General features: G+C 67.3%; 22 protein-coding genes and 1 pseudogene. 10 read left to right on the forward strand and 13 right to left on the reverse strand.

Annotated elements, in window-relative coordinates:
* Nucleotides 1-95 precede the first annotated feature (95 nt).
* Genes ACH34W_RS22315 through ACH34W_RS22325 form a run of 3 tightly spaced genes read left to right on the forward strand, consistent with a single transcriptional unit; the run spans nt 96 to nt 2,705 of the window.
* Nucleotides 96-1,298 (forward strand): sensor histidine kinase, encoded by a 1,203-nt coding sequence (locus tag ACH34W_RS22315; RefSeq protein ID WP_395962898.1) that lies wholly within the window; start codon nt 96-98, stop codon nt 1,296-1,298.
* Entirely contained in the window at nt 1,295-1,975 is a 681-nt protein-coding gene (locus tag ACH34W_RS22320) for a response regulator (protein ID WP_395962899.1), read from the forward strand. The genes ACH34W_RS22315 and ACH34W_RS22320 overlap by 4 nt, the downstream gene beginning before the upstream one ends.
* A gap of 25 nt (nt 1,976-2,000) precedes the next feature.
* Nucleotides 2,001-2,705 carry a hypothetical protein gene (locus ACH34W_RS22325; RefSeq protein ID WP_395962900.1) on the forward strand — a complete coding sequence of 235 codons (705 nt, stop codon included), beginning with the start codon at nt 2,001-2,003 and terminating at the stop codon, nt 2,703-2,705.
* A gap of 306 nt (nt 2,706-3,011) precedes the next feature.
* Here the strand turns inward: ACH34W_RS22325 and ACH34W_RS22330 are convergent, their stop codons facing one another.
* The 4 genes from ACH34W_RS22330 to ACH34W_RS22345 form a co-directional block, all read right to left on the reverse strand.
* Nucleotides 3,012-3,791: a TSUP family transporter gene (locus ACH34W_RS22330; RefSeq protein ID WP_395962901.1), complete on the reverse strand. Its 780-nt coding sequence runs from the start codon at nt 3,789-3,791 to the stop codon at nt 3,012-3,014.
* Nucleotides 3,792-3,882: 91 nt separating this feature from the next.
* Nucleotides 3,883-4,467: a rhodanese-like domain-containing protein gene (locus ACH34W_RS22335; RefSeq protein WP_395962902.1), complete on the reverse strand. Its 585-nt coding sequence runs from the start codon at nt 4,465-4,467 to the stop codon at nt 3,883-3,885.
* 89 nt (nt 4,468-4,556) lie between these two features.
* Nucleotides 4,557-5,954: a rhodanese-like domain-containing protein gene (locus ACH34W_RS22340; RefSeq protein WP_395962903.1), complete on the reverse strand. Its 1,398-nt coding sequence runs from the start codon at nt 5,952-5,954 to the stop codon at nt 4,557-4,559.
* 484 nt (nt 5,955-6,438) lie between these two features.
* Nucleotides 6,439-6,702 (reverse strand): metal-sensitive transcriptional regulator, encoded by a 264-nt coding sequence (locus ACH34W_RS22345; protein ID WP_395963130.1) that lies wholly within the window; start codon nt 6,700-6,702, stop codon nt 6,439-6,441.
* Nucleotides 6,703-6,915: 213 nt separating this feature from the next.
* Between ACH34W_RS22345 and ACH34W_RS22350 the strand changes: the two genes are divergently transcribed.
* Complete coding sequence (locus ACH34W_RS22350) at nt 6,916-7,842, forward strand: hypothetical protein (protein WP_395962904.1); 927 nt, start codon at nt 6,916-6,918, stop codon at nt 7,840-7,842.
* Here the strand turns inward: ACH34W_RS22350 and ACH34W_RS22355 are convergent.
* Together ACH34W_RS22355 and ACH34W_RS22360 are read right to left on the reverse strand one after the other, a co-directional pair.
* Entirely contained in the window at nt 7,826-8,200 is a 375-nt protein-coding gene (locus ACH34W_RS22355) for a pentapeptide repeat-containing protein (RefSeq protein WP_395962905.1), read from the reverse strand. The genes ACH34W_RS22350 and ACH34W_RS22355 overlap by 17 nt on opposite strands.
* Nucleotides 8,146-8,874, reverse strand: coding sequence for a hypothetical protein (locus ACH34W_RS22360; RefSeq protein WP_395962906.1), 729 nt, complete (start codon nt 8,872-8,874; stop codon nt 8,146-8,148). The genes ACH34W_RS22355 and ACH34W_RS22360 overlap by 55 nt, the downstream gene beginning before the upstream one ends.
* Before the next feature lie 545 nt (nt 8,875-9,419).
* Here ACH34W_RS22360 and ACH34W_RS22365 point away from each other — a divergent pair.
* On the forward strand, nt 9,420-10,178 hold the full coding sequence (locus ACH34W_RS22365; RefSeq protein ID WP_395962907.1) for a hypothetical protein: 759 nt from the start codon (nt 9,420-9,422) through the stop codon (nt 10,176-10,178).
* Nucleotides 10,179-10,568: 390 nt separating this feature from the next.
* Here ACH34W_RS22365 and ACH34W_RS22370 read toward each other — a convergent pair whose 3' ends face one another.
* From ACH34W_RS22370 to ACH34W_RS22385, 4 genes and pseudogenes are all read right to left on the reverse strand, one after another.
* Nucleotides 10,569-10,694, reverse strand: a complete 126-nt coding sequence (locus ACH34W_RS22370) for a hypothetical protein (RefSeq protein WP_395962908.1) — start codon at nt 10,692-10,694, stop codon at nt 10,569-10,571.
* Between the two features lie 108 nt (nt 10,695-10,802).
* A complete protein-coding gene (locus tag ACH34W_RS22375; protein WP_395962909.1) occupies nt 10,803-11,804 on the reverse strand; it encodes a hypothetical protein in 1,002 nt (333 codons plus the stop codon).
* Between the two features lies 1 nt (nt 11,805).
* Nucleotides 11,806-12,306: a SigE family RNA polymerase sigma factor gene (locus ACH34W_RS22380; protein ID WP_395962910.1), complete on the reverse strand. Its 501-nt coding sequence runs from the start codon at nt 12,304-12,306 to the stop codon at nt 11,806-11,808.
* Between the two features lie 505 nt (nt 12,307-12,811).
* Nucleotides 12,812-12,989, reverse strand: a pseudogene (locus tag ACH34W_RS22385) (transposase); the annotation flags it as partial.
* 144 nt (nt 12,990-13,133) lie between these two features.
* Here ACH34W_RS22385 and ACH34W_RS22390 point away from each other — a divergent pair.
* The 3 genes from ACH34W_RS22390 to ACH34W_RS22400 all read left to right on the forward strand — a co-directional run bounded on the left by ACH34W_RS22390 (nt 13,134) and on the right by ACH34W_RS22400 (nt 14,615).
* Nucleotides 13,134-13,283: a hypothetical protein gene (locus ACH34W_RS22390; RefSeq protein ID WP_395963141.1), complete on the forward strand. Its 150-nt coding sequence runs from the start codon at nt 13,134-13,136 to the stop codon at nt 13,281-13,283.
* 439 nt (nt 13,284-13,722) lie between these two features.
* The gene (locus ACH34W_RS22395; protein ID WP_395962911.1) at nt 13,723-14,322 is read left to right on the forward strand and encodes a dihydrofolate reductase family protein; all 600 of its coding nucleotides are present in this window, start codon (nt 13,723-13,725) and stop codon (nt 14,320-14,322) included.
* 53 nt (nt 14,323-14,375) lie between these two features.
* Nucleotides 14,376-14,615 (forward strand): hypothetical protein, encoded by a 240-nt coding sequence (locus tag ACH34W_RS22400; protein WP_395962912.1) that lies wholly within the window; start codon nt 14,376-14,378, stop codon nt 14,613-14,615.
* Between the two features lie 111 nt (nt 14,616-14,726).
* Here the strand turns inward: ACH34W_RS22400 and ACH34W_RS22405 are convergent, their stop codons facing one another.
* From ACH34W_RS22405 to ACH34W_RS22415, 3 genes are all read right to left on the reverse strand, one after another.
* Entirely contained in the window at nt 14,727-15,440 is a 714-nt protein-coding gene (locus tag ACH34W_RS22405) for a hypothetical protein (protein ID WP_395962913.1), read from the reverse strand.
* 398 nt (nt 15,441-15,838) lie between these two features.
* A complete protein-coding gene (locus ACH34W_RS22410; RefSeq protein WP_395962914.1) occupies nt 15,839-16,990 on the reverse strand; it encodes an alginate lyase family protein in 1,152 nt (383 codons plus the stop codon).
* A gap of 704 nt (nt 16,991-17,694) precedes the next feature.
* Nucleotides 17,695-17,907 (reverse strand): hypothetical protein, encoded by a 213-nt coding sequence (locus ACH34W_RS22415; protein ID WP_395962915.1) that lies wholly within the window; start codon nt 17,905-17,907, stop codon nt 17,695-17,697.
* 66 nt (nt 17,908-17,973) lie between these two features.
* Between ACH34W_RS22415 and ACH34W_RS22420 the strand changes: the two genes are divergently transcribed.
* Together ACH34W_RS22420 and ACH34W_RS22425 are read left to right on the forward strand one after the other, a co-directional pair.
* On the forward strand, nt 17,974-18,450 hold the full coding sequence (locus ACH34W_RS22420; protein ID WP_395962916.1) for a tyrosine-type recombinase/integrase: 477 nt from the start codon (nt 17,974-17,976) through the stop codon (nt 18,448-18,450).
* A gap of 687 nt (nt 18,451-19,137) precedes the next feature.
* Nucleotides 19,138-20,238: a pentapeptide repeat-containing protein gene (locus ACH34W_RS22425; RefSeq protein WP_395962917.1), complete on the forward strand. Its 1,101-nt coding sequence runs from the start codon at nt 19,138-19,140 to the stop codon at nt 20,236-20,238.
* Nucleotides 20,239-20,575: the final 337 nt, after the last annotated feature.

Raw genomic sequence — 20,575 nt, forward strand, 5'->3', positions numbered from 1 at the left:
CCGTGGCCATGAGGCCACGGCCCGAGGGCGACCCCGCAACGGTCCGGTACAGGGAGTCATCCATCATGGACGCAGTGCACTTATGGGGGATTCCGATGTCCACCAACAAGCTGGAGCAATTCACCGAGCGCCATCCCAGCGCCATCGACGCGGTCGTGGTCTTGGCGTTGCTGGCCTGCGCGTCCATCGGCGCTGCGATCAGCACGCCGGGTGCGCAAATTCCGGACAAGGACTGGCCGGCCTTCCTCCTGGCCTGCGTCTCGTGCGTCGCTCTGCTGCGGGCTCGCAGCCACCCGCGCGCAGCCGTCGCGACAACCGCGATCTGCACCGCCGCCATGAGCGTGCTGGGCTACCTGCTCACCCCGCTGCTGCTGGCGCCCGTGATGGCGGCGCTTTACTGGCTGGCCGCTCTCACCGATCAAAAGACCACCCGCGTCTACGGTTTGACGACCATCGCCGTACTGGTGCTCATGGCAGCGGCCAACGATCCCTCGGATATGACGCTGCTGCTCAAGACGGCCGGCCCCGTCCTGTGGCTGTTGCTGCCGCTGGTCGGCGGCAGCCAGGCTCGGTTCCGCCGCGCCTATCTGGCGTCTGTGCAGGCCCGAGCCGAACATGCCGAGCAGACCCGTGAGGAGGAGGCGCGCCTGCGCGTGGCCGAGGAACGCGTCCGCATCGCCCGTGAACTGCACGATGTCGTGGCCCATCACCTGGCGCTGGCCAACGCCCAGGCCACCGCCGCCGCCTACCTGTCGCGCACCGGACCCGAGCAGGTACAGAGGATGCTCACCGATCTGAACGACACCACATCCTCGGCGCTGCGCGAACTCAAGGCCACCGTGGGCCTGCTACGCCAGACCGGGGACCCCGAATCCCAGTCCCTGGAACCGGCCCCCGGCCTGGACCACCTCCCCGAGCTGATCTCAGCGTGCGAATCAGCCGGACTCCACGTCACCGTGACCACCCAAGGCAAGCAGCAGCCGCTCTCCCCGGTGGTCGATCTGACCGCGTACCGAATCGTGCAGGAAGCGCTCACCAACATCGCCAAGCACGCCACCTCGGCGGAAGCCGACGTACGGCTGGACTACTCCGGCACCCGCCTGGCCATCACCGTGACCAACAACGGCCCCGTCCTCACCGACCCTGACCCAGGCCACGGCTTCGGTCTCATCGGCATGCGCGAGCGTGCCCATTCCGTCGGCGGCGACCTGCGCGCCGGCCCCCGGCCCGAGGGCGGCTTCGAAGTCGCCGCCGCACTGCCACTCCAACCGCACGTCCTACACGAGGGGAACCCGTGAGCATCCGCGTCCTGCTCGCCGACGATCAGACCCTGCTGCGGACCACCTTCCGGACCCTGATCGACTCCCGCGACGACATGGAGGTCGTCGCCGAGGCGGCCAACGGCGCCGAAGCGGTCGAGCTCACCCGCGCCCACCATCCCGACATCGTCCTCATGGACATCCGCATGCCCGGCATGGACGGGCTGGCCGCCACCGCCGCCATCTGCAGCGACCCGGACATGTCGGCCACCCGCGTCCTCATCCTCACCACGTTCGAGACCGACGAGCACGTCGCCCGCGCGCTGCGCGCAGGCGCAAGCGGCTTCCTCGGCAAGGACATCACCGCCGACGACATCTTCACCGCCATCCACACCGTGGCCGCCGGTGAAGCCCTCCTCTCGCCCGCCGCGACACGCTCCCTCATCGCCCGTTTCCTCGCCGCACCCGAATCCGACACCCAGCTGGCGCCGCCCGAACGCCTGGCCGACCTGACCGCGCGCGAAAAAGAGGTCATGACCATGGTCGCCGAAGGCCGCTCCAACACCGAGATCGCCGACCAGCTCGTCGTCAGCCCGCTCACCGTACGCACCCACATCCACCGCGCCATGACCAAACTCGACGCCCGCGACCGCGCCCAGCTCGTCGTGATCGCCTACCAGACCGGCCTCGTACAGCCCACTCCGCCAGGCCTGTAAGCCATCCGCTCCGAGAGGCGCACTCGTGACCGAGCAAACCCTCCATCGCCGACGACGCCTTGTCCTCTACCCCGAAACGCCCACCCGCCGGGCCCGCCAAATGGCGACCGACATTCTGCTGCTGGCCTGGGTCGGCGCCTGGGCATGGCTAGCCGTCAAGCTCCACGAGCAGGTGACGAAACTCGGCGCCATCGGCGACACGATCCACGACACAGGACAACGAATCGCGGACAACATCGCCACTGTCCAGGACAAACTCCACAACCTCCCCCTCATCGGCGGCCAGGCCTCCGAGCCCCTGAACCGGGCCGGCGCCGCAGCACGATCACTCGCCTCAGCCGGACAGGCCGAACAAGGCCTCGTCGACAACCTGGCCATCACGCTCGTTGTCCTGCTGCTCATCGGCCCCGCAGCTCTCGTGGCGCTGCGCTGGCTACCCCGCCGGATCCGATGGATCACCCAGGCGACCACCGCGGCCAAACTGCGCGACCACCCCGCCGGTACCGATCTGCTCGCCCTGCGAGCCCTCGCCACCCAACCACTGCGCAAACTCGCCAAACTCAACACCGACCCCGCCGCAGCCTGGCGCCACCGGCAACCAGCCGCCGTCCACACCCTCGCCGCACTCGAACTCCGCCGCTACGGACTCCGCCCGGCAGCGCAGCAACTCCCGCAACCGCCCACCCCCTTGGACGAAATGCAGGTTGCTGACCCGCCCGCAACAAAATGACCGACAGCGCCGCAGCAACAGACTGCTCCCGGCACCCGGACCTGATCCACCCACACCCAGCACAGATACGCAGAGCAGGCTTGGCCCCAGGGCGGGTGGTCGGTCTGGTCGTTGTCCGGACAAGATTGCCACCGTGCAGACTGCAGAGTGCAGGGACGATGTTGTCCCCCGGTATGCGGTTGTCCCCCGGTATGCGGCCGGAAACGGGCACGTTCGGCGTAACCGCATAAGCGGCGGCGGGTGCTTCGTAACTTCGAGAGGTGAGCAGCGGTACGCCGGACGGGGCGGCCGGTGTGTGAGGCGGGTTCAGCTGGTGAGGGCGGCGGGGTTGGTCAGGGTTTGGACGACGATGAGTGCAGCCACAGCGAAGACGAGGTAGGCGAACCAGCGGCGCAGCCGGGCGGCGTGCAGACGGCGGGCCAGACGGGCGGCGGTCAGGGAGCCGCTGATCGCGGCGATGGTGAACGCACCTGTGATGGCCCAAGTGAAAGGGGCGTCGCCGTGGGCGGCCAGGCCGGCGGCGGCGTTGGCGGTGACGATGAGCAGGCTGGTCCCGACGGCGGTGGTCATGGGCAGGCCGAGGCCGAGGACGAGGGCGGGGATGATGAGAAAGCCGCCGCCGACGCCGAACAGGCCAGTGAGCAGGCCGACGGCGGCTCCGGCGGTGGCGGCCTTGGGCAGGCAACCGCGCCAGTTGACGCCGCCGCCGGGCAGCGCGCACGCCCCGCCTCGCGCCATCTGCTCGGAGAGCATGCGCCAGCCGGCCACGACCATGATCGTGGCGAAGCCGAGCATCACGGCGGAGGCGGGCAGGAGCCTGTTGAGGGCGACGCCGCCGAACGCGGTGACCGCTCCGGTGCCGCCGACGACGGCGGCGATGCGCCAGCGCACCTGTCCGGTGCGGATGCGGGGCAGTACGGCCGTGGCCGAGGAGATCCCGACAACCAGCAGGGAGGTGGGGATCGCCGCTGCCAGCGGCAGACCGGCGCCGTAGACCAGGGCGGGCACGGCCAGGATGGAGCCGCCACCGCCCAGCAGGCCGAGCAGGATCCCGATCACGGCTCCCAGTAGCAACGCGGTCAACATCGTCGGCCTCGTCGCGTCGGCGCGACCGCCAAGCACACCGGCAGGCTCACCCTGTCTGGCCGGCCGGGTTGTGCGGATGAGTGCGAGAGCGTCATGGGCGTCCTTCGGTCAGGGCAGACACGACGGCGTCCAAGTCGGTGCGGGGACCGCGGTTGTAGGGGAGCTTGGCCAGGGCCAGGCCCATCGCGCAGGTGTTGGTGAGGGCGGCGAACGTCAATCCGGCGCCGATGAGACCGGCAGCCCATTTGGCGGGCGGGACGACGGTGCTCACCAGGATGGAGGTCGCCACGATCGTTCCGGCGACCAGGCGGACCTGGCGTTCCAGGTCCCAGCGTGGCCTGCCGGTCGACAGGGGGCCGTCGGATGACTGCCAGGCGGTGAGGCCGCCGGTTAGGACCTTCAGGTTGGGCAGGCCGGCTTCGGCCAGGGCCTGTTCGGCCTGGCTGGCGCGCTGGCCGGAACGGCAGATGAGGACCACCGGCTCGTCCAGGTGGGCGCGCAGTTCGGCGCGGTGTTCGCGCAGCAGGTCCAGCGGCACGTTGTAGGAGCCGGGGATGTGCGCGGCCTCAAATTCCCCAGAGGTACGCACGTCGATCAGCCGGGGCCCGTCGCCTTCCTCCATGAGTCGCCGCAGCGCGGGGGCGTCCAGGCCGGTCGAAGCGGGAGTGGTGCTCATACGGTGTCTCCTCTGTCTGGTGGCAGCGCAGCGCGCCGGCCGGCTCAGACCGGGGGCTGCGGGGCACGGTGTGCCAGGGGCGGTGATGTTCAGGGGGTGGTGATGGTCAGGCCCGCGTCGGCGGCGTCGGCGTAGTTGTCGTCGATGTGCACCACGGTGCGGTCGGGGTGGGCCGCCAGGAGGCTGGCGGCGGCCGCGGCCCGGTAGCCGGACCCGCAGTGCACCCACACCGTCCCGGCGGGCACCTCATTCAGGCGGCGGGGCAGGTCGGGCAGCGGGATGTGGAGGGCACCGGCGATGTGCCCGGCCTTCCATTCATTGCCCATTCGCACGTCCATCAGCACGTCAGGTGCGGGCAGGCCGTGCGAGGCGTGTCCGGCCTGGGCGGCAGCCAGGTCGGTGAAGGAGGCGGTCGTCAGCTCACCAAGGCGGGCCTGGTCGCCGCCGGCCCACTGGACGGGGCCGCCGGTCGCGGCGGCGGCCGGCCGGTCGATGCCGATGCGGGCCAGTTCGCGCTGGGCGGCGGCGATCTGCTCAGGGCCCTCACCGAGCAGGGTGATGGGGGCACCCCAGGGAGCCATCCAGCCCAGCCAGGTCGACATCGGTCCGTCCAGCCCGAAGCTGAGAGTGCCAGCCAGGTGCCGCTGGGCAAAGGCCTTGCGGGAGCGCAGGTCAACCACCCACTCCCCGGCCTGGATCCGCGCCTGAAGCTGATCGACGTCCGCGGCCTGGACCGGGGTGAGATCGATCAGGTCGGCGCCGACGCTGTTGCGGGCGCCCATATGGGCGTAGTAGGCGGGGAAGGCGTCCAGCCCGGCCAGAGTCTGGGTGACGAAGTCGTCGGCCTCCAGCCGCAGCACTGGATTAGCGGTGCGCTCGCGGCCGATCGTAGAGGCCAGCGCGTCGGACTGGCTGGCCGAACAGAAGCTGCCGAAGCCGTGGGTCGGCCAGATCTGCGCGCCGTCGGGCAGCAGGTCGGCCAGCCGGCGCGCCGAAGCGTGCTGCTGGTGGGCCAAGGTGTGGGCGTGCTGGTGGCCCAGCAGATCGGTGCGGCCGGTGGTGCCGAACAGCAGCGACCCGCCCGTGAAGACCCCCGCCGGCCCATCGGCGCTTTCCAGCACGTACGAGAGATGGTGGAAGGTGTGCCCGGGGGTGGCCACCACCGCCAAGCGCATCGCTTCGGAGACGGCCACGGTGTCGCCGTCGGCCACCGCCACCAGGTCGAAGCCGACCTCATCGGCCCCCGCCACCAGGTAGGCCGAACCGGTCACCTTCGCCAGCGCCAGCCCGCCCGAGACGTAGTCGTTGTGGATGTGGGTCTCGGCCACGTGCGTGATCCGCACCCCCAGTCGGCCGGCCAGCGCCAGGACCCGGTCGATGTCGCGCTGCGGGTCCACCACCAGCGCCACCCGCCCGTCATGGGCCAGGTAGGACCGGTCTCCCAGGGAGGAGGTCTCCACCACCTCGACGTGGATCGTATTCATCATCTGCCACCTTCACGCTCGTTCTGGCTGTGCAGTGTCCGGCGTTCAGGCCATCCGGCGCCGGGTCTGCCTGATTTCGGAGGTCTGTGGCTGCGGCGTCAGCGGCGGTGCTCCACCGGCAGGCTTGCCTGCTGCCAGACTGCGGTCCCGTCAGCCAGCGACCGCTCCGCCGGCCCGGCCTGCTGCCTTGCCTGGGCTGCGAGCACGCCGTTCCCGGCCGATTGGGGTACTGCTACTCCCGTTATCCCCGCATAGACCGCAGCGACGGCTCGCCAGCTCCTCCAATGGCACGTTCACCGGCGAACTCCGCCCGGCTGCGCACATCCAGCACCGTCGCCCAGCCAGGCCGACGGTGTGCAACTCCAATCTCACGGACCATCAGTTCCAACTCCTCTAAGTGCATACCCCCGGGGGTATATGCAAGACACACGGCTCGTCCGCTCGCGAACCAGAGCCCGCGCCGATCCGGCGCGCAGTCCCTATGCGATCAGGAGAGAGCCAGGAACAGCTTCTCCAGCCGCTCAGGGGTGATCGGCGGGTCCTCCCCCCGCTCCCGCGCCGCCTGGCACTGCTGCAACCCCGTCGATATGATCTTGAAGCCGGCGCGATCCACCGCTTTGGACACCGCCGCCAACTGGGTGAGAACCCGCTCACAGTCCTCGGCGTTCTCGATCATCGCGATCACCCCGCCCAACTGGCCATGGGCCCGCTTCAACCGGGTCAACGCATCGGCCAGCACCGTCGCATCCATCTCCACTGTTCCACCTCCGGAGCCCAATATACCCCCAGGGGTATCTGAGTGAGACATCGCGGGTTCCCAACCGCGACATCGAGTACGAGGCGGTCGGCGCAGCCGGGGACCTTGCAGACGTAGCGGCACAGGTTCCCAGCCGACCGGTCAAGCCGCCATGATCGGAAGGATTCCCGGTATCGCGGACTCGACAGGACGGGTGTGCCATTGGACGTGTCGAAACGAGCCTGGCGGCTGCACGGCCGGCTTCTGGAACACGGCGGACGCGGAAACCACCGCAAGGTCCTCGCCGTCGCCAAGAAGCTGATCGCGGTGCTGGAACGGGAGCCGCCCTCCGCCGACCGGGACCTCATGCTGGTCAACGCGCTCGCGGTCCGTGCGGACGTCCTCGGCCGGCAAGGGGCCTTCTCCCCGGCCATCGCCGACGGCCGCCGCGCCATGGCCCTCTTGGCGGAGTTGCCGGACACCGACGACATCACGATCGTCCGCGTCCAGTCCAGCCTGGTCCAGATCCTGGCTCTGGCGGACCGGGCGGAGGAGATCCGGGCCATGGACCACGGCGCCTTCACGGCCTACCGGTCACGGCTGCCGAACCTGAGCGACGACGCGATCCCCCCTGCGGTGAGCGCGCTGAGCCCGTACGCCGCCGCGCTGCACATGATCGGCGACGATGAGGAGGCCTGCGCCGTCGACCGCGAGCTCGCTGCCGCGTTCCGCTCGTACGGCGGCACGCCCGGCGCGCAGGCATGGGGCTTCTACTGCGCCATCCTGCTCAACCTGGCCAAGGCGACACCGTCGGCGGCGGAGTCGCGGGACGTCGCCGAGGAGGTGATCGAACGGCTGGGCGGCCTGATGAACGACGGCCACTTCTTCGTCGCCGGGCAGCTGGTCGACGCCATGATCCAGCGGGGCCTCGCGCTGCGCCGCCTCGATGACCCCGAGACCGTGCAGCATCTGATCGACGCCGAATTCGTGCTGGAGTCCCTGCGGCTGGCCGTCCCCGACTACGACGGTCACGCCGCCGAACTCGCCACGCAGATCACTCCCGCCGAGCGGGACGAGGGCCGACCCGTCTCTGAAGAGGTGGCTGTCATGGTCGGCGACTGGAAGCGGAAACTGGACATCACCTTCCGCCGCTGAAAGAAACCGGGCCTTGGCCCCCAACCGGCCGGTGAACGTTCGCGCCTTCCAAATGCGCGCGCCTAAGATTCGCGCGCTCCAGTTTCGCGCCCGGCAGATGCGCCCCTCGCAGAGTCGCGCCCTCCAGGACCACGCCCTGGAGATCCGCGCCCCGCAGCGTCGCACCTTTCAGTTTTGCCCCCTTCATCTGCACACCCCGCAGAACCGCGCCCTGCAGGTCCGCGCCCTGCAGGTTCGCGCCCTCCAGGACTGCGCCTTGGAGATCCGCGCCCCGCAGGTTCGCACCCGCCAGGTTCGCGTTCCTCATCTGCGCGCCCCGCAGAACCGCGTCCTGCAGGTCCGCACGCACCACGTCCACACCCTGCAGGTTTGCCGCATCAGATCCACGCCCTGCAGGTTCGCAGTGTGGAGATTGGTTACGGCCAGGCGGGCCTGGCGTAGGTGCAGGCCGCTGAGATCCAAGGTGCGGCGTTCGAGCAGGCGGGGGCGAGCTCCGAGCGTGGTCAGCGTCGCCTGGACGTCGGCGGCGGGTCGTTCGGGGAGCGGGGGGCGCGGGGCCAAGCTGGGGCTGTCATCGTCAGGGCGCGCGACAGGCGTGCGGCGACGCAGGAAAGCCTCCAGCACCTCCACGACGTCGTCATGGTGCGTCCGGGAGTCGGCGGCGACGTGGGCCAGGGCGTGGATGCCGCCCAGGCGGGCGTCGATGTCGGTGGAACTGAGCCGCTCCAGGGCCTTGGCGAAACGGTCGGTGACCTGCCCGCGGCGCGACAACCGGTAGGAGCGGGCGGTGTACAGCAGCGAAACCGCCACCACCACCGCGCCGCCAGCCGATACCACCAGCAACCTGGCATTGTGCCGGTCCTTGGCATCGCCCTGTTTGCCCTGCAGACCCATCCAGGCGGGCATCTTCCACAACGCCACCGCATACGTGGCTGCAAAGGCGGCTAGTCCGAGTCCGGCCAGCACCTTCCCCGCACCGCGCACAGCCGGCCGCGCGAGCTCGAACTCTGTCCGGCGCCGAACACGCCTCATCCGATCCACGACGATCAGTTAACGAGCCATGCCAGCGCACCGCCACTGGGTGGCCACATGGGGCTATCACGAGCTCGCTGTTGCGTCCCGTCGAACATGAGGCAGGACACCGGCCCTGACCACGGTGCCTCAGATAGGTGGGACGACGCTGAGCGGATGCCCCATTGATCATGAGGCAGGATTTGGCCAGCTGTGCCAGTGGGCGACGGAATACCGATCCCGAGTACGGGCCATGACCCGAATGAGGTCGTTCTCGTCTTCCACATCCTCGCTGACCAGGGCAGATAACCCGGAGGACACCACGCTCACAAGAGCGTCGACCTCCCGCAAGTCTCGACCTGGCAGGCGATCACTCAGCCACCACCGATTACGGGACAGAGCCGTTAGCTGGACAGACCTCAGAGGTACGCCACTTGGTCTGTCGGCTCGCCGTCGTTTGGCAACTTGACCGGTGCCGGAGTCCGGATGCAGCGGTGGTATCGGCGAGTGCTGTGTCGAGATGGTCGGGGCTCGCGGTTGGCGGGGAGCTGATTGAGACTGGGTGTGTGGATGTCCGGGAGTTGATCCTTCGTTCTGGTGGTCGTGTGCGGGCGTCGGGCCGTGTGGTGTCGCTCGATGACGCAGTCTGGTTCGAGCCTCCGCTGCCGCAGAACCAGCCGTTGTATCCCCCGGGGCAGGAGCCGGCGCCCTGCCGGAGTGGTTACGGGGTCGGGGTCACTGGTGTGGATGTGCGGCGTCTGGATCGCCGGCGGGATAAGGACGGCGCTGTCGAGGGATATGCGAGGTTGACCGGCACGTGGCTCGGCGATCATCTGGTGGCCGATCTGCAGGAGCCGCCCGTTTGGCACAGCCCGGTCGTTCCCGAATGGAAGCTACCGCCTTGCCCGGCTCCGGCCGGTGGCTGGCCGCACCAGGCTCGTCGGCTGGAGGGGCCGTCGGAGCAGGAGTGTGCCGCACTGGGGATCACGTGCGTGGTGACTTTCCGGCCGAGCCCGAGCCAGGCTGTTTTGGTGCTGGCTGCTGAACGTCCGCAGCAGGCCCGGAAGGTCCTGGGCCCTCGTTATGGTGAGCGGCTGTGCGTGGTGCCCAGCCGCTGGTCGCAGGCGCAGCTCAAGGCCGTGACCGAGCAGGCGGACATGGTCGAGCAGTGGCTGGCCTATAAGTGGATGATGACGGCGACGGCCGATGGGCAGGTGCTGGTGACTATTGATGTCGTTCATGTGCTGCCCGCGTTCGCGCAGTGGATGACCACCACTCCCGACGGGCTTATCCGCGTCCGCGCATGGCTGACCCCGGTGACCTAACGGGCTCCTGATATGCGGCGCAGGGAGAAATCGTGGCGCACCGCTTGCGTGAGGGCACGGAGAACCTACCGGAAAGCTTGCGGAATGAGTCTGAGTCATCACATTGGTGGTGGGAAGGCTGTTGCCCGTCCTTAGGCCACCTTGTTTCTATCCGGGTGGGATGACACCCGTCAGGACGCCCAGTTCAAAAGCTGCGGCGCAGCGACTGCCCCGGTGAACAATCCTTCGTCGAAGGAACGGTGCTGGGTGTGGTCAGCGGGTCGAGTCGTCGCGGGGCTCTGGGCGGCGAATCATTTGAGCCATCGACACGGCGACAAGCTAACAGCCATACCCAGAGCCCTGGGCCCGACGATCGACCGCCTCAGGGCGGTGCTTGGAGGTAGGACGAGCTCAGGCGTTCAAGATGCGGCGCATCCACGATGTGCGGGCCGCCTTGGCCGCCTGGGACACGGCCGCCTGCGGTGCCATCAGGTCGAAGCCGTGGAATCCACCTCGGCGCGGGGCAGGAGAGATCATCGCCGTTTGCCTCAGGGGTCAGCGTTCTTAGCACCACCCCACGTTGGGGTGCCCGGCGACCCGGTTGGGCTCCGAGCCCAACGGGTCGCCGCACTTGCGTATCCAGGCTCAGCGCCGCCCGGGCCCGGTGGGTTCCTCGTAGGCGGTGAGGGTCCATTGGCCGTCGGGCCGGACGTTCCGGGCGAGAGTGCGGAGTCGCTCGCCGTCGGGTCGTGGGGTCTTGGTCAGCGCGGGATTGGTCACCGAGGCGGGGTAGACGGTGATCCGGACGCGTTCGGTCGCCGGGATCCTCCAGGACGTACCTGCCGCCTCGGCCTTCTCGCAGTCGATCGGCCGCCCGGGAACGCCGTTCCGCCAGAGGATCGCCCATCCCGCGCCGTCCAGGCAGGTCAGCCGCAGCACAGCGGGCCGCCCGCGCAGGGGGATGTCCTTGTCGCGGGCGTCGGCGGTGCCGCGCACCGTGGCGAACGCCTTGAGACCGGTCGTCGGAGGGCCAGCGGGCTCGGAGGACGGCGCGGAGCGGGGGCCGCAGGTCCGGACGTCGCAGGTGCCGCTGTAGATCTCGATAGTCCATTCGCCGGGGCCGGGCCGGTGCTCGGCGAGGTAGGCGGTCACCATCGACTCGACGCTGCCCGGGATCTCGACGGTGTCCGGCACGGCGACGAACTGGTAGACAACCTTCGCGCCGGCGGTGGCCCGGCGGATCGTCCGCCACCCGCAGTTGGTCGCGTCGCCGACGTCGGGGGACACCACCATGAGGCCGCGGCACCTCGCCAGGACCACGACGTCGGGTCCCGTGGCGGTGAACTCGACCTTCTCCTGATTGGCCACCTGGCCGAACGTCACGCGGTTGGCCAGCGTCATGCCGGGTGTCGTCGTCGGCCCGCCGGGGCCGAGTGCATGCCGTCCGGGTGGGTCCCCCAGGTCGCCGTCCGGCACCAGGAGCAGGGCCGCGGCGCAGGCCGCGGCGGTCAGCCCGGCCGCGACGCCGATGCGCGCCCGCCGCTCCCGTCGCACCCGGCGGCGGGCGCCGTCCATCAGGCCGGGCGGCGGCACGGCCGTGTCGGCAGCAGAACGCAGGGTGTCACGAAGCTCCTCGAGCGTCGTCATGTCAGTTGCTCCTCTCGCTCACGGGTTCCATGACCTGCGGATTGACGCGCAGCTTGGCCAGCGCCTTGCTCGCCTGGCTCTTCACTGTCCCGACCGAGCAGCCCATCACCGCGGCGACCTGCGGCTCGGTCATGTCCTCGAAGAAGCGCAGCACGATCACCGCGCGCTGCCGTTCCGGCAGCTTCGCCAGGGCCTCCAGCAGCCAGGTCCGGTCGTCCAGGTGGCCGGTCTCGTCGGCCGAGGGCGTCTCCGGCGGCACATCGGTCGGGATCTCCCGCCGCCACAACCGCCGCATGGACGAGGCGTGGGAGTTCACCAGGATCCGGTAGACGTACGGATCCGGGTCGTCCTGGATCCGCCGCCACGCCCGCCACGCCTTCACCAGCGTGATCTGAACGAGATCCTCGGCCTGCCCCCGGTCACGGCACAGCAGGAACGCCGTCTTGAACAACCGCGGCGACCGTTCGGCCGCGTAGCGTGCGAACTCCGGACTCTCTCGCACCAGATCTCCTCCTCAGGCAGGTCCTCGCGGGGAACCACGCCTCGGCACGCCCCAACGGTTGCCCGCGGCACGAACGAGCGCGTTCAGGCGGGGTGGTCGCCGATGTCCGACTTACCCGACAGTCACCACAAACCGTTCCAGATCATCGCGGTTTGCCTCAGAGGACAGGGTCCTTAAGGAACACCCTGGACCGGGCTATTGAGCATGATTCGCCGACGTTGTTGTTCAACCTGGCATGGCTCCAGCGGGCGCATCCATCCAGCCAGTGGCGCTAACTTCCCGCCAGGCGCTTGGCCGCTTCGTCGTGCCTGTCGATGGCGGAGGCGGCCAGCGTTCGTCATCTTCAGTAGCCCGGCGTAGATGGTGCCTGAGCACTACCTATGCCGTCGTGCCTTGGGCCTCTGAGCCCTGGGAGCGTGCCTGCAGCGCCTCCTCCGCTTGCGGACACGAACGTCCGCTCGCAGGGATCATGAAGGTGACCTCTCCCAAGAAGTGCACGCCCGGCGGCGCCTGAGATCCTCCCGGCGGCGCCGGTGTACTGGCGCTGCACCCCGACGGTGTGCGTGCCCTTCTTCACGCCCCCCGGTCTCGTCGACCACCAGGACCGCGTCCTCGTCGCGCAGGTGCTCCAGCACGTACTCGCGGACGTCGTCGCGCACGGCGTCTGCCTCCCGCTTAGCCCGGCCGCTTCGCCCTGGACTGGGAACACCGGTTCAAGCCCGGGCTGCCAATGTACGTGCAGGTATCGCGCTCATCAGCCGTGCTGCATCTCTCCGAGCACCACGGCGATGGCAGCCCCAACTGCGCGGTCTGGATCGGTGCGCGACGTGGCCGCGCTGCACAAGGAATTGCTCGCCCGACCGAACGCGCCGGAACGACCCGGAATCGATCCGGACGCGCCCGGAGGGCCGACGCTGCAGGTCATCGACCCGTACGGCAATATCCTGAGATTCACGCAGCCGCCATCCGCGCAGTAGCCGACCCCGGCGGAGCGCGCCGCAGCGCGCTCCGCCGACGCGATCCCCCACACGGACACTCCACCGAGAGACGGCAGCCAGACCACGATCTACGGCTGGAGTATTGGGGCGGAAGGCAGGACCGAACAGGTCGGCCACGCTGGCTTCGCTTGGGGTGAGAGCGGAGGCGGGGTGAGGTCTTCGGAGATCTTCGCTGGTTGCTGTAGGTGGTGAGCTTCGAGTCGATAGACGTTGCGTAGGCCTAGACCACGAGTTCGAGATCGGCTTCTCCGCCCCTCATCCGAGGACTTGACCCAACACTGGAGCCGCCACGGTGACGGCCGGCGTGCGGGAGAAGTCCTCAAGAAATTTTCGAAGGCGGTGTCGGATCGGGTCAGTCGTGTTCGTGGAAGTGGTGAAGCCGCCCAACGGAGGTGGCGCAAGAAAAGGGAGTAGCACCATGAGCACCACCTTCACTGTCGACTTCTTCTGCAGCCTCGACGGCTACGGCATGGCCACAGGTTGGCCCGGGTACTGGGGGAAGGAAGGCCCTGAGCTCATCGAGGACCGAGTGCGCACCTTCGCGCAGGACCAGGTGCTCGTCTTCGGCGCGACGACGTTCCGGCAGTTCCGCAAGTTCGTGGGCATGTTCGACGAGCCCTACTACGACAGCCTGAACGAGCTGCCGAAGATCGTGTTCTCCAGCACGCTCGAAGACCCGCTCGGGTGGCAGAACTCGACGGTTCTCAACGAGGATGCAGTGACGGCGATCGAGCGCCTGAAGCGCACCACCGACGTCCCGATGCGTTCACACGGCAGCATCTCGCTGAACCGCGCTCTGCTCGCCGCCGGCCTCGTCGACCGACTCGAGATCATTATGTTCCCCGCCGTCTCAGGCCGCGCCGGCGGAGCGGCGCTCCTCCACGACGGGGCGGAGTTCGACCTGGAGCTCATCGAGTCGACCGTGCTCGACGGTCGGACGCAGAAGCTCGTGTACACCCCGCACCTTCACGGCGAAATCCCCGAGGGCGTCGGGCCACAGCTCCGAAACGCGGGCTAGGTGTGGCAGGGCCGGAACGCAGCGTGGCGGGGACAGGGCCGAGAGGATTGAGCATGCAGTGTCTGGTCAACGTCATCGGCAGCCGCAGCAACTCGGGCACCGCTGAGGAGGCGGACGCGACCGACGCGTTGAACGACAGGCTCCGCGACGGCGGCCACTGGGTGTTCGCCGCCGGCCTGGCCGACCCGGCCATCTCGACCGTGATCGGCGGCCGCGGCGACGAGCCGGTCTTCACCGACGGCCCGGATCTTGCGCTCGACCTGGTCGAGTCGCGCGTCGGCTCCAGGGCGTGACGATCCAGGTCTACCGGCCGACCGGGCGCCCGCGGTATGCCCCACGCATGGGCGAGCGGCAGGCCAAGGCGAGCGTGTGAGATCGAGCTGGATCTCTTGAGCTCGTCCGGATCAGAAGTTGGTGCGGTTGATGTAGGAGATGCGAGCGGTGACATCCCAATACAAGCCGTTCCAGTCGAACTGGTAGCGGGGAACACCGACGGACAGGTTGTACTTGGGCACTCTGCCCTGGGGGACCTTCTGGGTGTACACGGTCTCGACGCGGCGGAGGCCACCGGCCTTGGTGGACGTGTAGCGGGCGTACTTCGCGGAGTAGCTGCTGCGCTGGACCGTGTAGCCACTGCAGATCTTGGGGGAGACCGAGGCGCCGAAGAAGCCGGCCTGGACGCCGACGCTGAACGACTGATTGCAGCTGCGGTTGGACTTGTGGGTCGGGGTGGCGGCATAGACGTTGCCGCGGGCCTCGATGCTGGACTTGATGTTCTGGAACATCCGGGCACCGGCCTTGGCGTCGCCGTCTCTGAACCGCCAGTTCGATTGGATCTGGACGGCCCAGTAGTCGTACCTGCGGTCGCTGTCGGAGATCTTGTACTTGGTGAAGCAGATGAAGACGGTGCCGCGCGGCCGGTAGGTGTAGGCGGACGCAGACGACGGACCGCCGCCCCACCACTTATAGGGGGAGCTCTGCGACGTGCAGGAGCTCTTGTTCACCCTCGCGGAGACGGAGAAGGAGGCGGCGGAGGCCGTCGTGGACGTGGCGATGACGGCGGTCGCGGCGGCGGCGGTGACGAGGACCGCGCGAGCGGGGCGAGACGACAGACGCAAAGGGAACTCCGATTGGCCGGGATGACCGGGGGAGCTTTTCGGTCACGCACGGATGAAACCAGTGCTAGCACGGCAGAACGTACCATGATCGCAATTCTGCGATGGTGGTCGTCCACTCCCAGACCCTCGGCCCGCCGACCCAGGACACCGAGCCCGCCATCGATGTCCTCTAGCTGCTGAACGATCCCGCGCCCCACCTGGCCAAGGCTGGTCGTGGCGAGCCGACGCATACCAGCGCCGGCTCCCCACGACAATGCGGCAGCCTCTCGCCGCACCAGCTCCTCAACAGTGAGCCCATCGTGGTCGCCTCCACCCCGAACGGCAGAAGACCCCACCACCCACAGCGACCCAACGCTCAAAACGCCAGCTCACCCAGGTCCTTCACGCAGAACCGCCCCTTAGCGCGGGTTCTTCGCATGGGTGAGGGTCTCCCAGGCCAGGAAGCGCGAGGCACCGACCGGGCGCTTCTGCTTCACCCACTTCTCGGCATAGGGCATGTCGTATCCGAGACGCTGGTGCAGCGCGTTGTAGCCGACTTCGAGGTTCGGCCCGAGGCCGAGGGCGACCTTTCCGCCGCACAGCCACGATGGCACCGTCGCGCCCAGTTGCAGGCGAGCGTGGAACTCCATCGCGAATCGCAGCCGGTGTTTTGCCGTGGCGTACAGGTTCACGCCCTGGTGACGGGCCGTCTCTGCGACGTGGGAGATGGCCGCGATCCCCCATCCGGTGTGCCCGAAGTCACGGCAGGTTTCCTGGGCCAGGCCGTTCACGAACTTGGTCTGCCCGTGCCAGTAGTCGATGATCTCGGCTTTGGTGTCGTGCTTGCTGTTCGGTGGCGCTTTGGGCAGCGAGCCGTCCGTCTTGAGGTAGATGTACGCGGGCAACCTGCCGCGCCAGGTCGTGACCGCTCGGTTGAAGGAGGCACGGTCGTCCAGATGCACGGCGATGCCGATGGCGGCATCGGTCATGATCAGTTCCCAGTTGCCCTGGTTGTTGGGCTTTCCGGCGATCAAGGTCGGCAGATATACGGTGCGCAGCTTGCCGGCGAACCGGCCGGCCCGAGTCCAGCCGGTGTAGGTGTGCTTGATGAGCTCGGCGGCGCGGGAGAAGTTGGCGCCCGCAAAGCCGGTCTGTAGCGGCGCATTGCTCCCGGTGTGTTTGGTGATTACGGCCGACCAGGCGTCCATGATCTGGATCGCCTTCTTGGCGTAGCGGGAGTCCTTGGTGAGATACCACTGCAGGGCGTGTGTGTAGGCCGCATTGGCGTCCTCACGCTCGTCCGAGCAGCCGTGGTCGGGCTTCCCATACATACCGCACTCCACGACGGCGCGGGGCTTGGCCTTGTAGGACAGCGAGGCAACGGAACTGCGTTGCAGGGCTTTCCAGGCAGACTTCCACGGTTCGTTGCCGAGGTTTTTTCTGACGAAGTCGAGCTGAGCGCGGCTGACCAGGACGCCGGGATGCTTGAACGCGGCAGCCTGCGCGGGCTGCGGGACGGAAAAAGCGCCGACCACGAGCATGATGGCGGCGAGAGGGCGAGCGAGACGCACGGGTTTCCTTCCAAGGCGCGGACGCTCATTGAGCCAGCCGCCGACTCAGCTGTCAATTTTCGCGCCTGGACATCGGCCGCTATACGGCGCATACCGTACCCACGGTTGGACACCCCCGCTCGGCAATCGTGGAGGCCTAAGGGGTCATGGCAAAAGAATGTGGTTCTGCGTGAAGGACGTGGGTGAGCTGGGGTTTTGAGCGTTGGGTCGCTGTGGGTGGTAAGGTCTTCTGCCGTTCGGGGTGGAGGCGACCACGATGGGCTCACTGTTTAAGGAACTGGTGCGGCGGGAGGCTGTGGTCCGGCCGCCCGGCGGAAGGCACCAATCCACATCATTCTGGACTTGGTTCATGTGATCGAAAAGCTCTAGGCAGCGGCCTGGGATCTGCACTCACCGGGCGACGACGCGGCCGAGGACTGGGTCCACGCCCTGGCGCTGCCCGCCGGACACACCGACTCACCCGAGCCCGCGAGATCGATCAACAACACCGGCACGAGCAAGCCGCCCCATATCCGCCGACACCCTGCGCATCACCCTCGGCGTGGGATCAGCCCGCGCCCGATCACTCGTCGCCTCGCTACGCGCCACACACCCGTACACGTCATGATCCAAGGGCCTTCAGAGAACTTCCGCCCGAGGCTTCCAGTCGGCTGCGTCCAAGCGGCAAGGTCTCTGGTCATCGGTGTCAGCGCACGTCAAAGGCGTCAACCAGGTCGTGTGACAGTGGCCTGCTCCAGCAGGGCATGGGGCAGGGCGTTGCGGTGGCTCATGCGGCGGGCGTCCAACGCCGCCCAAATGAGCGCCTTGGCCGCCAGCGGTGCGGTGCGGAAGCGCTCCAGCAACTCCGGGCCTCCGGCCAGGTACTGGGTGAGCTGACCATCGTGGGCGCTGTCGACTGCGCCTGCAACTGACCGCACCCGGGCAATGGGCCCCGATCCTCACTGCCCCCAAGACCGAGTCCGGCGCCCGCCAGATCCCACCCGATGCCGACACCATCGCCATCCTGCGGGCCCACCAACTCCGCCAGCAAGCCGAACGCCAGCGCTGAAGGCCCTGGCCGGACCCGATGCCTGGTCCGACCTCGGACTGGTGTTCACCACCGAAACCGGCCAGTCCACCCGCAGTCGATCTCCGAACACTTCAAAGACCTCTCCGGCCAGGCCGGACTACCCCCGATCCGCCTGCACGACGCCGCCACCGTCATGCTCGCCGCCGGCATCGACATCAAAATCGTCCAAGAGATCCTCGGGCACTCCGACCGCGCCACCACCTCCGACACCTACACATCCGCGCTCCCCGAACTGGCCGCCGCGGCCATCGGTCAGGTAGCCGACGTCATCAACCGGCACCACCAGACACCACCAAGGACGCACCGGTCCCCGGGGCGCTCGGGCACACCGACCCCCGAAAGCGACGAGGGCGCCCTCCCAGAAAGGGAGAACGCCCAGGTCAGAGGTTGATCATGTGCGCACCCGAAGGGATTCGAACCCCTAACCTTCTGATCCGTAGCTACCGGCGATCATGGAACGACCCCTCTCACCTGCTGTTACTACGTCCGTGGGCGTCCGCGACGGTACCCACTGTGCCGCACAGGTTGCTGTACTTCCCGGCTGTACGTTGCGATGGCAGGACGCCCGAAGCAGCGGAGTTGTCATAAGGACGTGTTGCGGGCGTCGAACTGAACACAGCGACGCTGGCCGTTCATCGAGAGCGGATCTACAGAGGGACCATGCCTGCAAGCCCCACCCCATAGCAACCTGACCTGCATCGGAAGCACGCTCAACTAGGTTCCATACACCAGTCGTTCCACACGGATTTCAGAGCTTCAGGTCACCGGTGACCTCAGGGACATCCTGACCGCTCCACAGAACCGGTCGGACCAGTTGATCAACGTGTGGAACGGCATGGTCCAGGTCGGCTGTCACCACAGTCTGAAGACTACTGAACAACCTCGAAGCAGGTGCAAACACGGATTTCTTTGAACCATGCTGACCTGAGGCGTGAGGCCGGTAAAGTTATGACAGTTTCCCTCCATTTTCAACGCTGGGGTAGCGATGATAGGCCGAGTCCGTCGAAGGCGAGTCACCAGAAGGCAAAGACGATCAGAGGAACGACTGCGAGTCCGGCCCCTCGCAGCTGGGTTCTGGATGTTGGCCGCCGGAATTTGCGCCATTGGTGCCACATGGTTTACCACATATTGGCTGTTGGAAAGTTCAAATGAAGCAGAAACTGCAACCGACCGGGCCAAGGTTCGAATAGAGGCGGTACGCACCGGTCTCGCTGCTGGCGCTGGCGCTGGCGCTGCTGTGGGATTGATGCTTGCTTTCCATAGACAGCGTCACCAAGAAATTGCTACCGCTCTCGGCGACCACGATGCGACAGAGCGGCGCGTGACCGAACTATATAACTCTGCTGCGGATCAACTCGGTTCAGATAAAGCACCCGTTCGACTGACTGCACTGTATACGTTGGAACGACTCGCCAACGACAACCCGAGACATCGACAAACAATTGTAAATATTGTATGCGCCTATCTCCGGATGCCATGGTCTCCACCATCTAATGATGCTGACAGGCAGTATGTGGAGCAGGTTCGGAAGCATGTCATACGCTACCGCTCGGCACGCCTGGGCCAAAGTCAGCCAACTGAGGCCACCGCCCATTCTGGCCCCGACCCCGACCCCGACGAGGAGATTCAAGTCAGACAAACAGCACAGCTGATACTTGCAAGTCATTTGGCCAGAGACAGTGGGCATAGCAGGCCTCCCTTCTGGGAGGACATTGATATCAATCTAGAGGGCGCCCTGCTAATAGATTTTCCTTTCAACTACTGCTCGATGCGGCGGGCGGAGTTCAGCGGTGCGATTTTTGGAGGAGTTGCCGGTAATTTCTTGGGTGCCATCTTCAATCACCAAGCACACTTTGAGGGTGCAACCTTTGAGTGGGCTTCGTTTCATGACGCCGCCTTCCACGGCGGCGTGCGCTTCTCTGGCATGAAATGCGAATTCGCCGAATTTAGCAATACTAAATTCACCAGCTTTGTTGAGTTTACTGGCATGGAGATTCAGCGGAGAGCAACGTTCACAGGCGCTGAATTTGAAGACGAACGCGTGATACTTTCAGACCACGGCCCTTGGCCAAAGGTAGCGAATCGCGACCTGGAGCACACTCTTCCATTGGGATGGTGGATCGAGCCTTCGGAAGGCACCGAGGGCCTTCTACGAAACGATTCGCAATCGGAGGCATAGAAGCAGATACCCTGGGGCTTGCTCCCGACTGGTACCGGCGTTGAGCGCGCTCAGACGAGCCAGACTCGGGCGGCTTGTGGGTGTGTGGTCGTTCGCCGCGTGGATGGGGCGGCTATCTGGCGGGCCGCGCCAATCGTGGTCGGCCTGGGCCTGGTGGTGCTGCTCACCGTCCGGATCGTCTGCGAGCGGGTGATCGTGAGTTACTGGCGGGCGTTGCCTCCGCCCCATCCTCCGGCCGCTCCTCCTGCGTGCCGGCCCTCTGAGCCGCGTGGTGCCCATTCTCCGTGAGGCCCTCGGCATGCGGCGCATTGGATAGGCCTCAGGGAGAGATGTGGGG

Origin of the sequence: Actinomadura sp. 6N118 (assembly GCF_044326415.1) — a bacterium.
Lineage (GTDB): Bacteria > Actinomycetota > Actinomycetes > Streptosporangiales > Streptosporangiaceae > Spirillospora.

Bases quoted from the DNA above. Each gene is read 5' to 3' on its own strand.
- ACH34W_RS22330 (WP_395962901.1), bottom strand. From the start codon at position 3,791: ATGTTGACCGCGTTGCTACTGGGAGCCGTGATCGGGATCCTGCTCGGC.
- ACH34W_RS22370 (WP_395962908.1), bottom strand. From the start codon at position 10,694: ATGATCTCTCCTGCCCCGCGCCGAGGTGGATTCCACGGCTTCGACCTG.
- ACH34W_RS22340 (WP_395962903.1), bottom strand. From the start codon at position 5,954: ATGATGAATACGATCCACGTCGAGGTGGTGGAGACCTCCTCCCTGGGA.
- ACH34W_RS22395 (WP_395962911.1), top strand. From the start codon at position 13,723: ATGAGCACCACCTTCACTGTCGACTTCTTCTGCAGCCTCGACGGCTAC.
- ACH34W_RS22335 (WP_395962902.1), bottom strand. From the start codon at position 4,467: ATGAGCACCACTCCCGCTTCGACCGGCCTGGACGCCCCCGCGCTGCGG.
- ACH34W_RS22345 (WP_395963130.1), bottom strand. From the start codon at position 6,702: ATGGATGCGACGGTGCTGGCCGATGCGTTGACCCGGTTGAAGCGGGCC.
- ACH34W_RS22360 (WP_395962906.1), bottom strand. From the start codon at position 8,874: ATGAGGCGTGTTCGGCGCCGGACAGAGTTCGAGCTCGCGCGGCCGGCT.
- ACH34W_RS22420 (WP_395962916.1), top strand. From the start codon at position 17,974: ATGCCGACACCATCGCCATCCTGCGGGCCCACCAACTCCGCCAGCAAG.
- ACH34W_RS22375 (WP_395962909.1), bottom strand. From the start codon at position 11,804: ATGACGACGCTCGAGGAGCTTCGTGACACCCTGCGTTCTGCTGCCGAC.
- ACH34W_RS22400 (WP_395962912.1), top strand. From the start codon at position 14,376: ATGCAGTGTCTGGTCAACGTCATCGGCAGCCGCAGCAACTCGGGCACC.
- ACH34W_RS22425 (WP_395962917.1), top strand. From the start codon at position 19,138: ATGTTGGCCGCCGGAATTTGCGCCATTGGTGCCACATGGTTTACCACA.
- ACH34W_RS22315 (WP_395962898.1), top strand. From the start codon at position 96: ATGTCCACCAACAAGCTGGAGCAATTCACCGAGCGCCATCCCAGCGCC.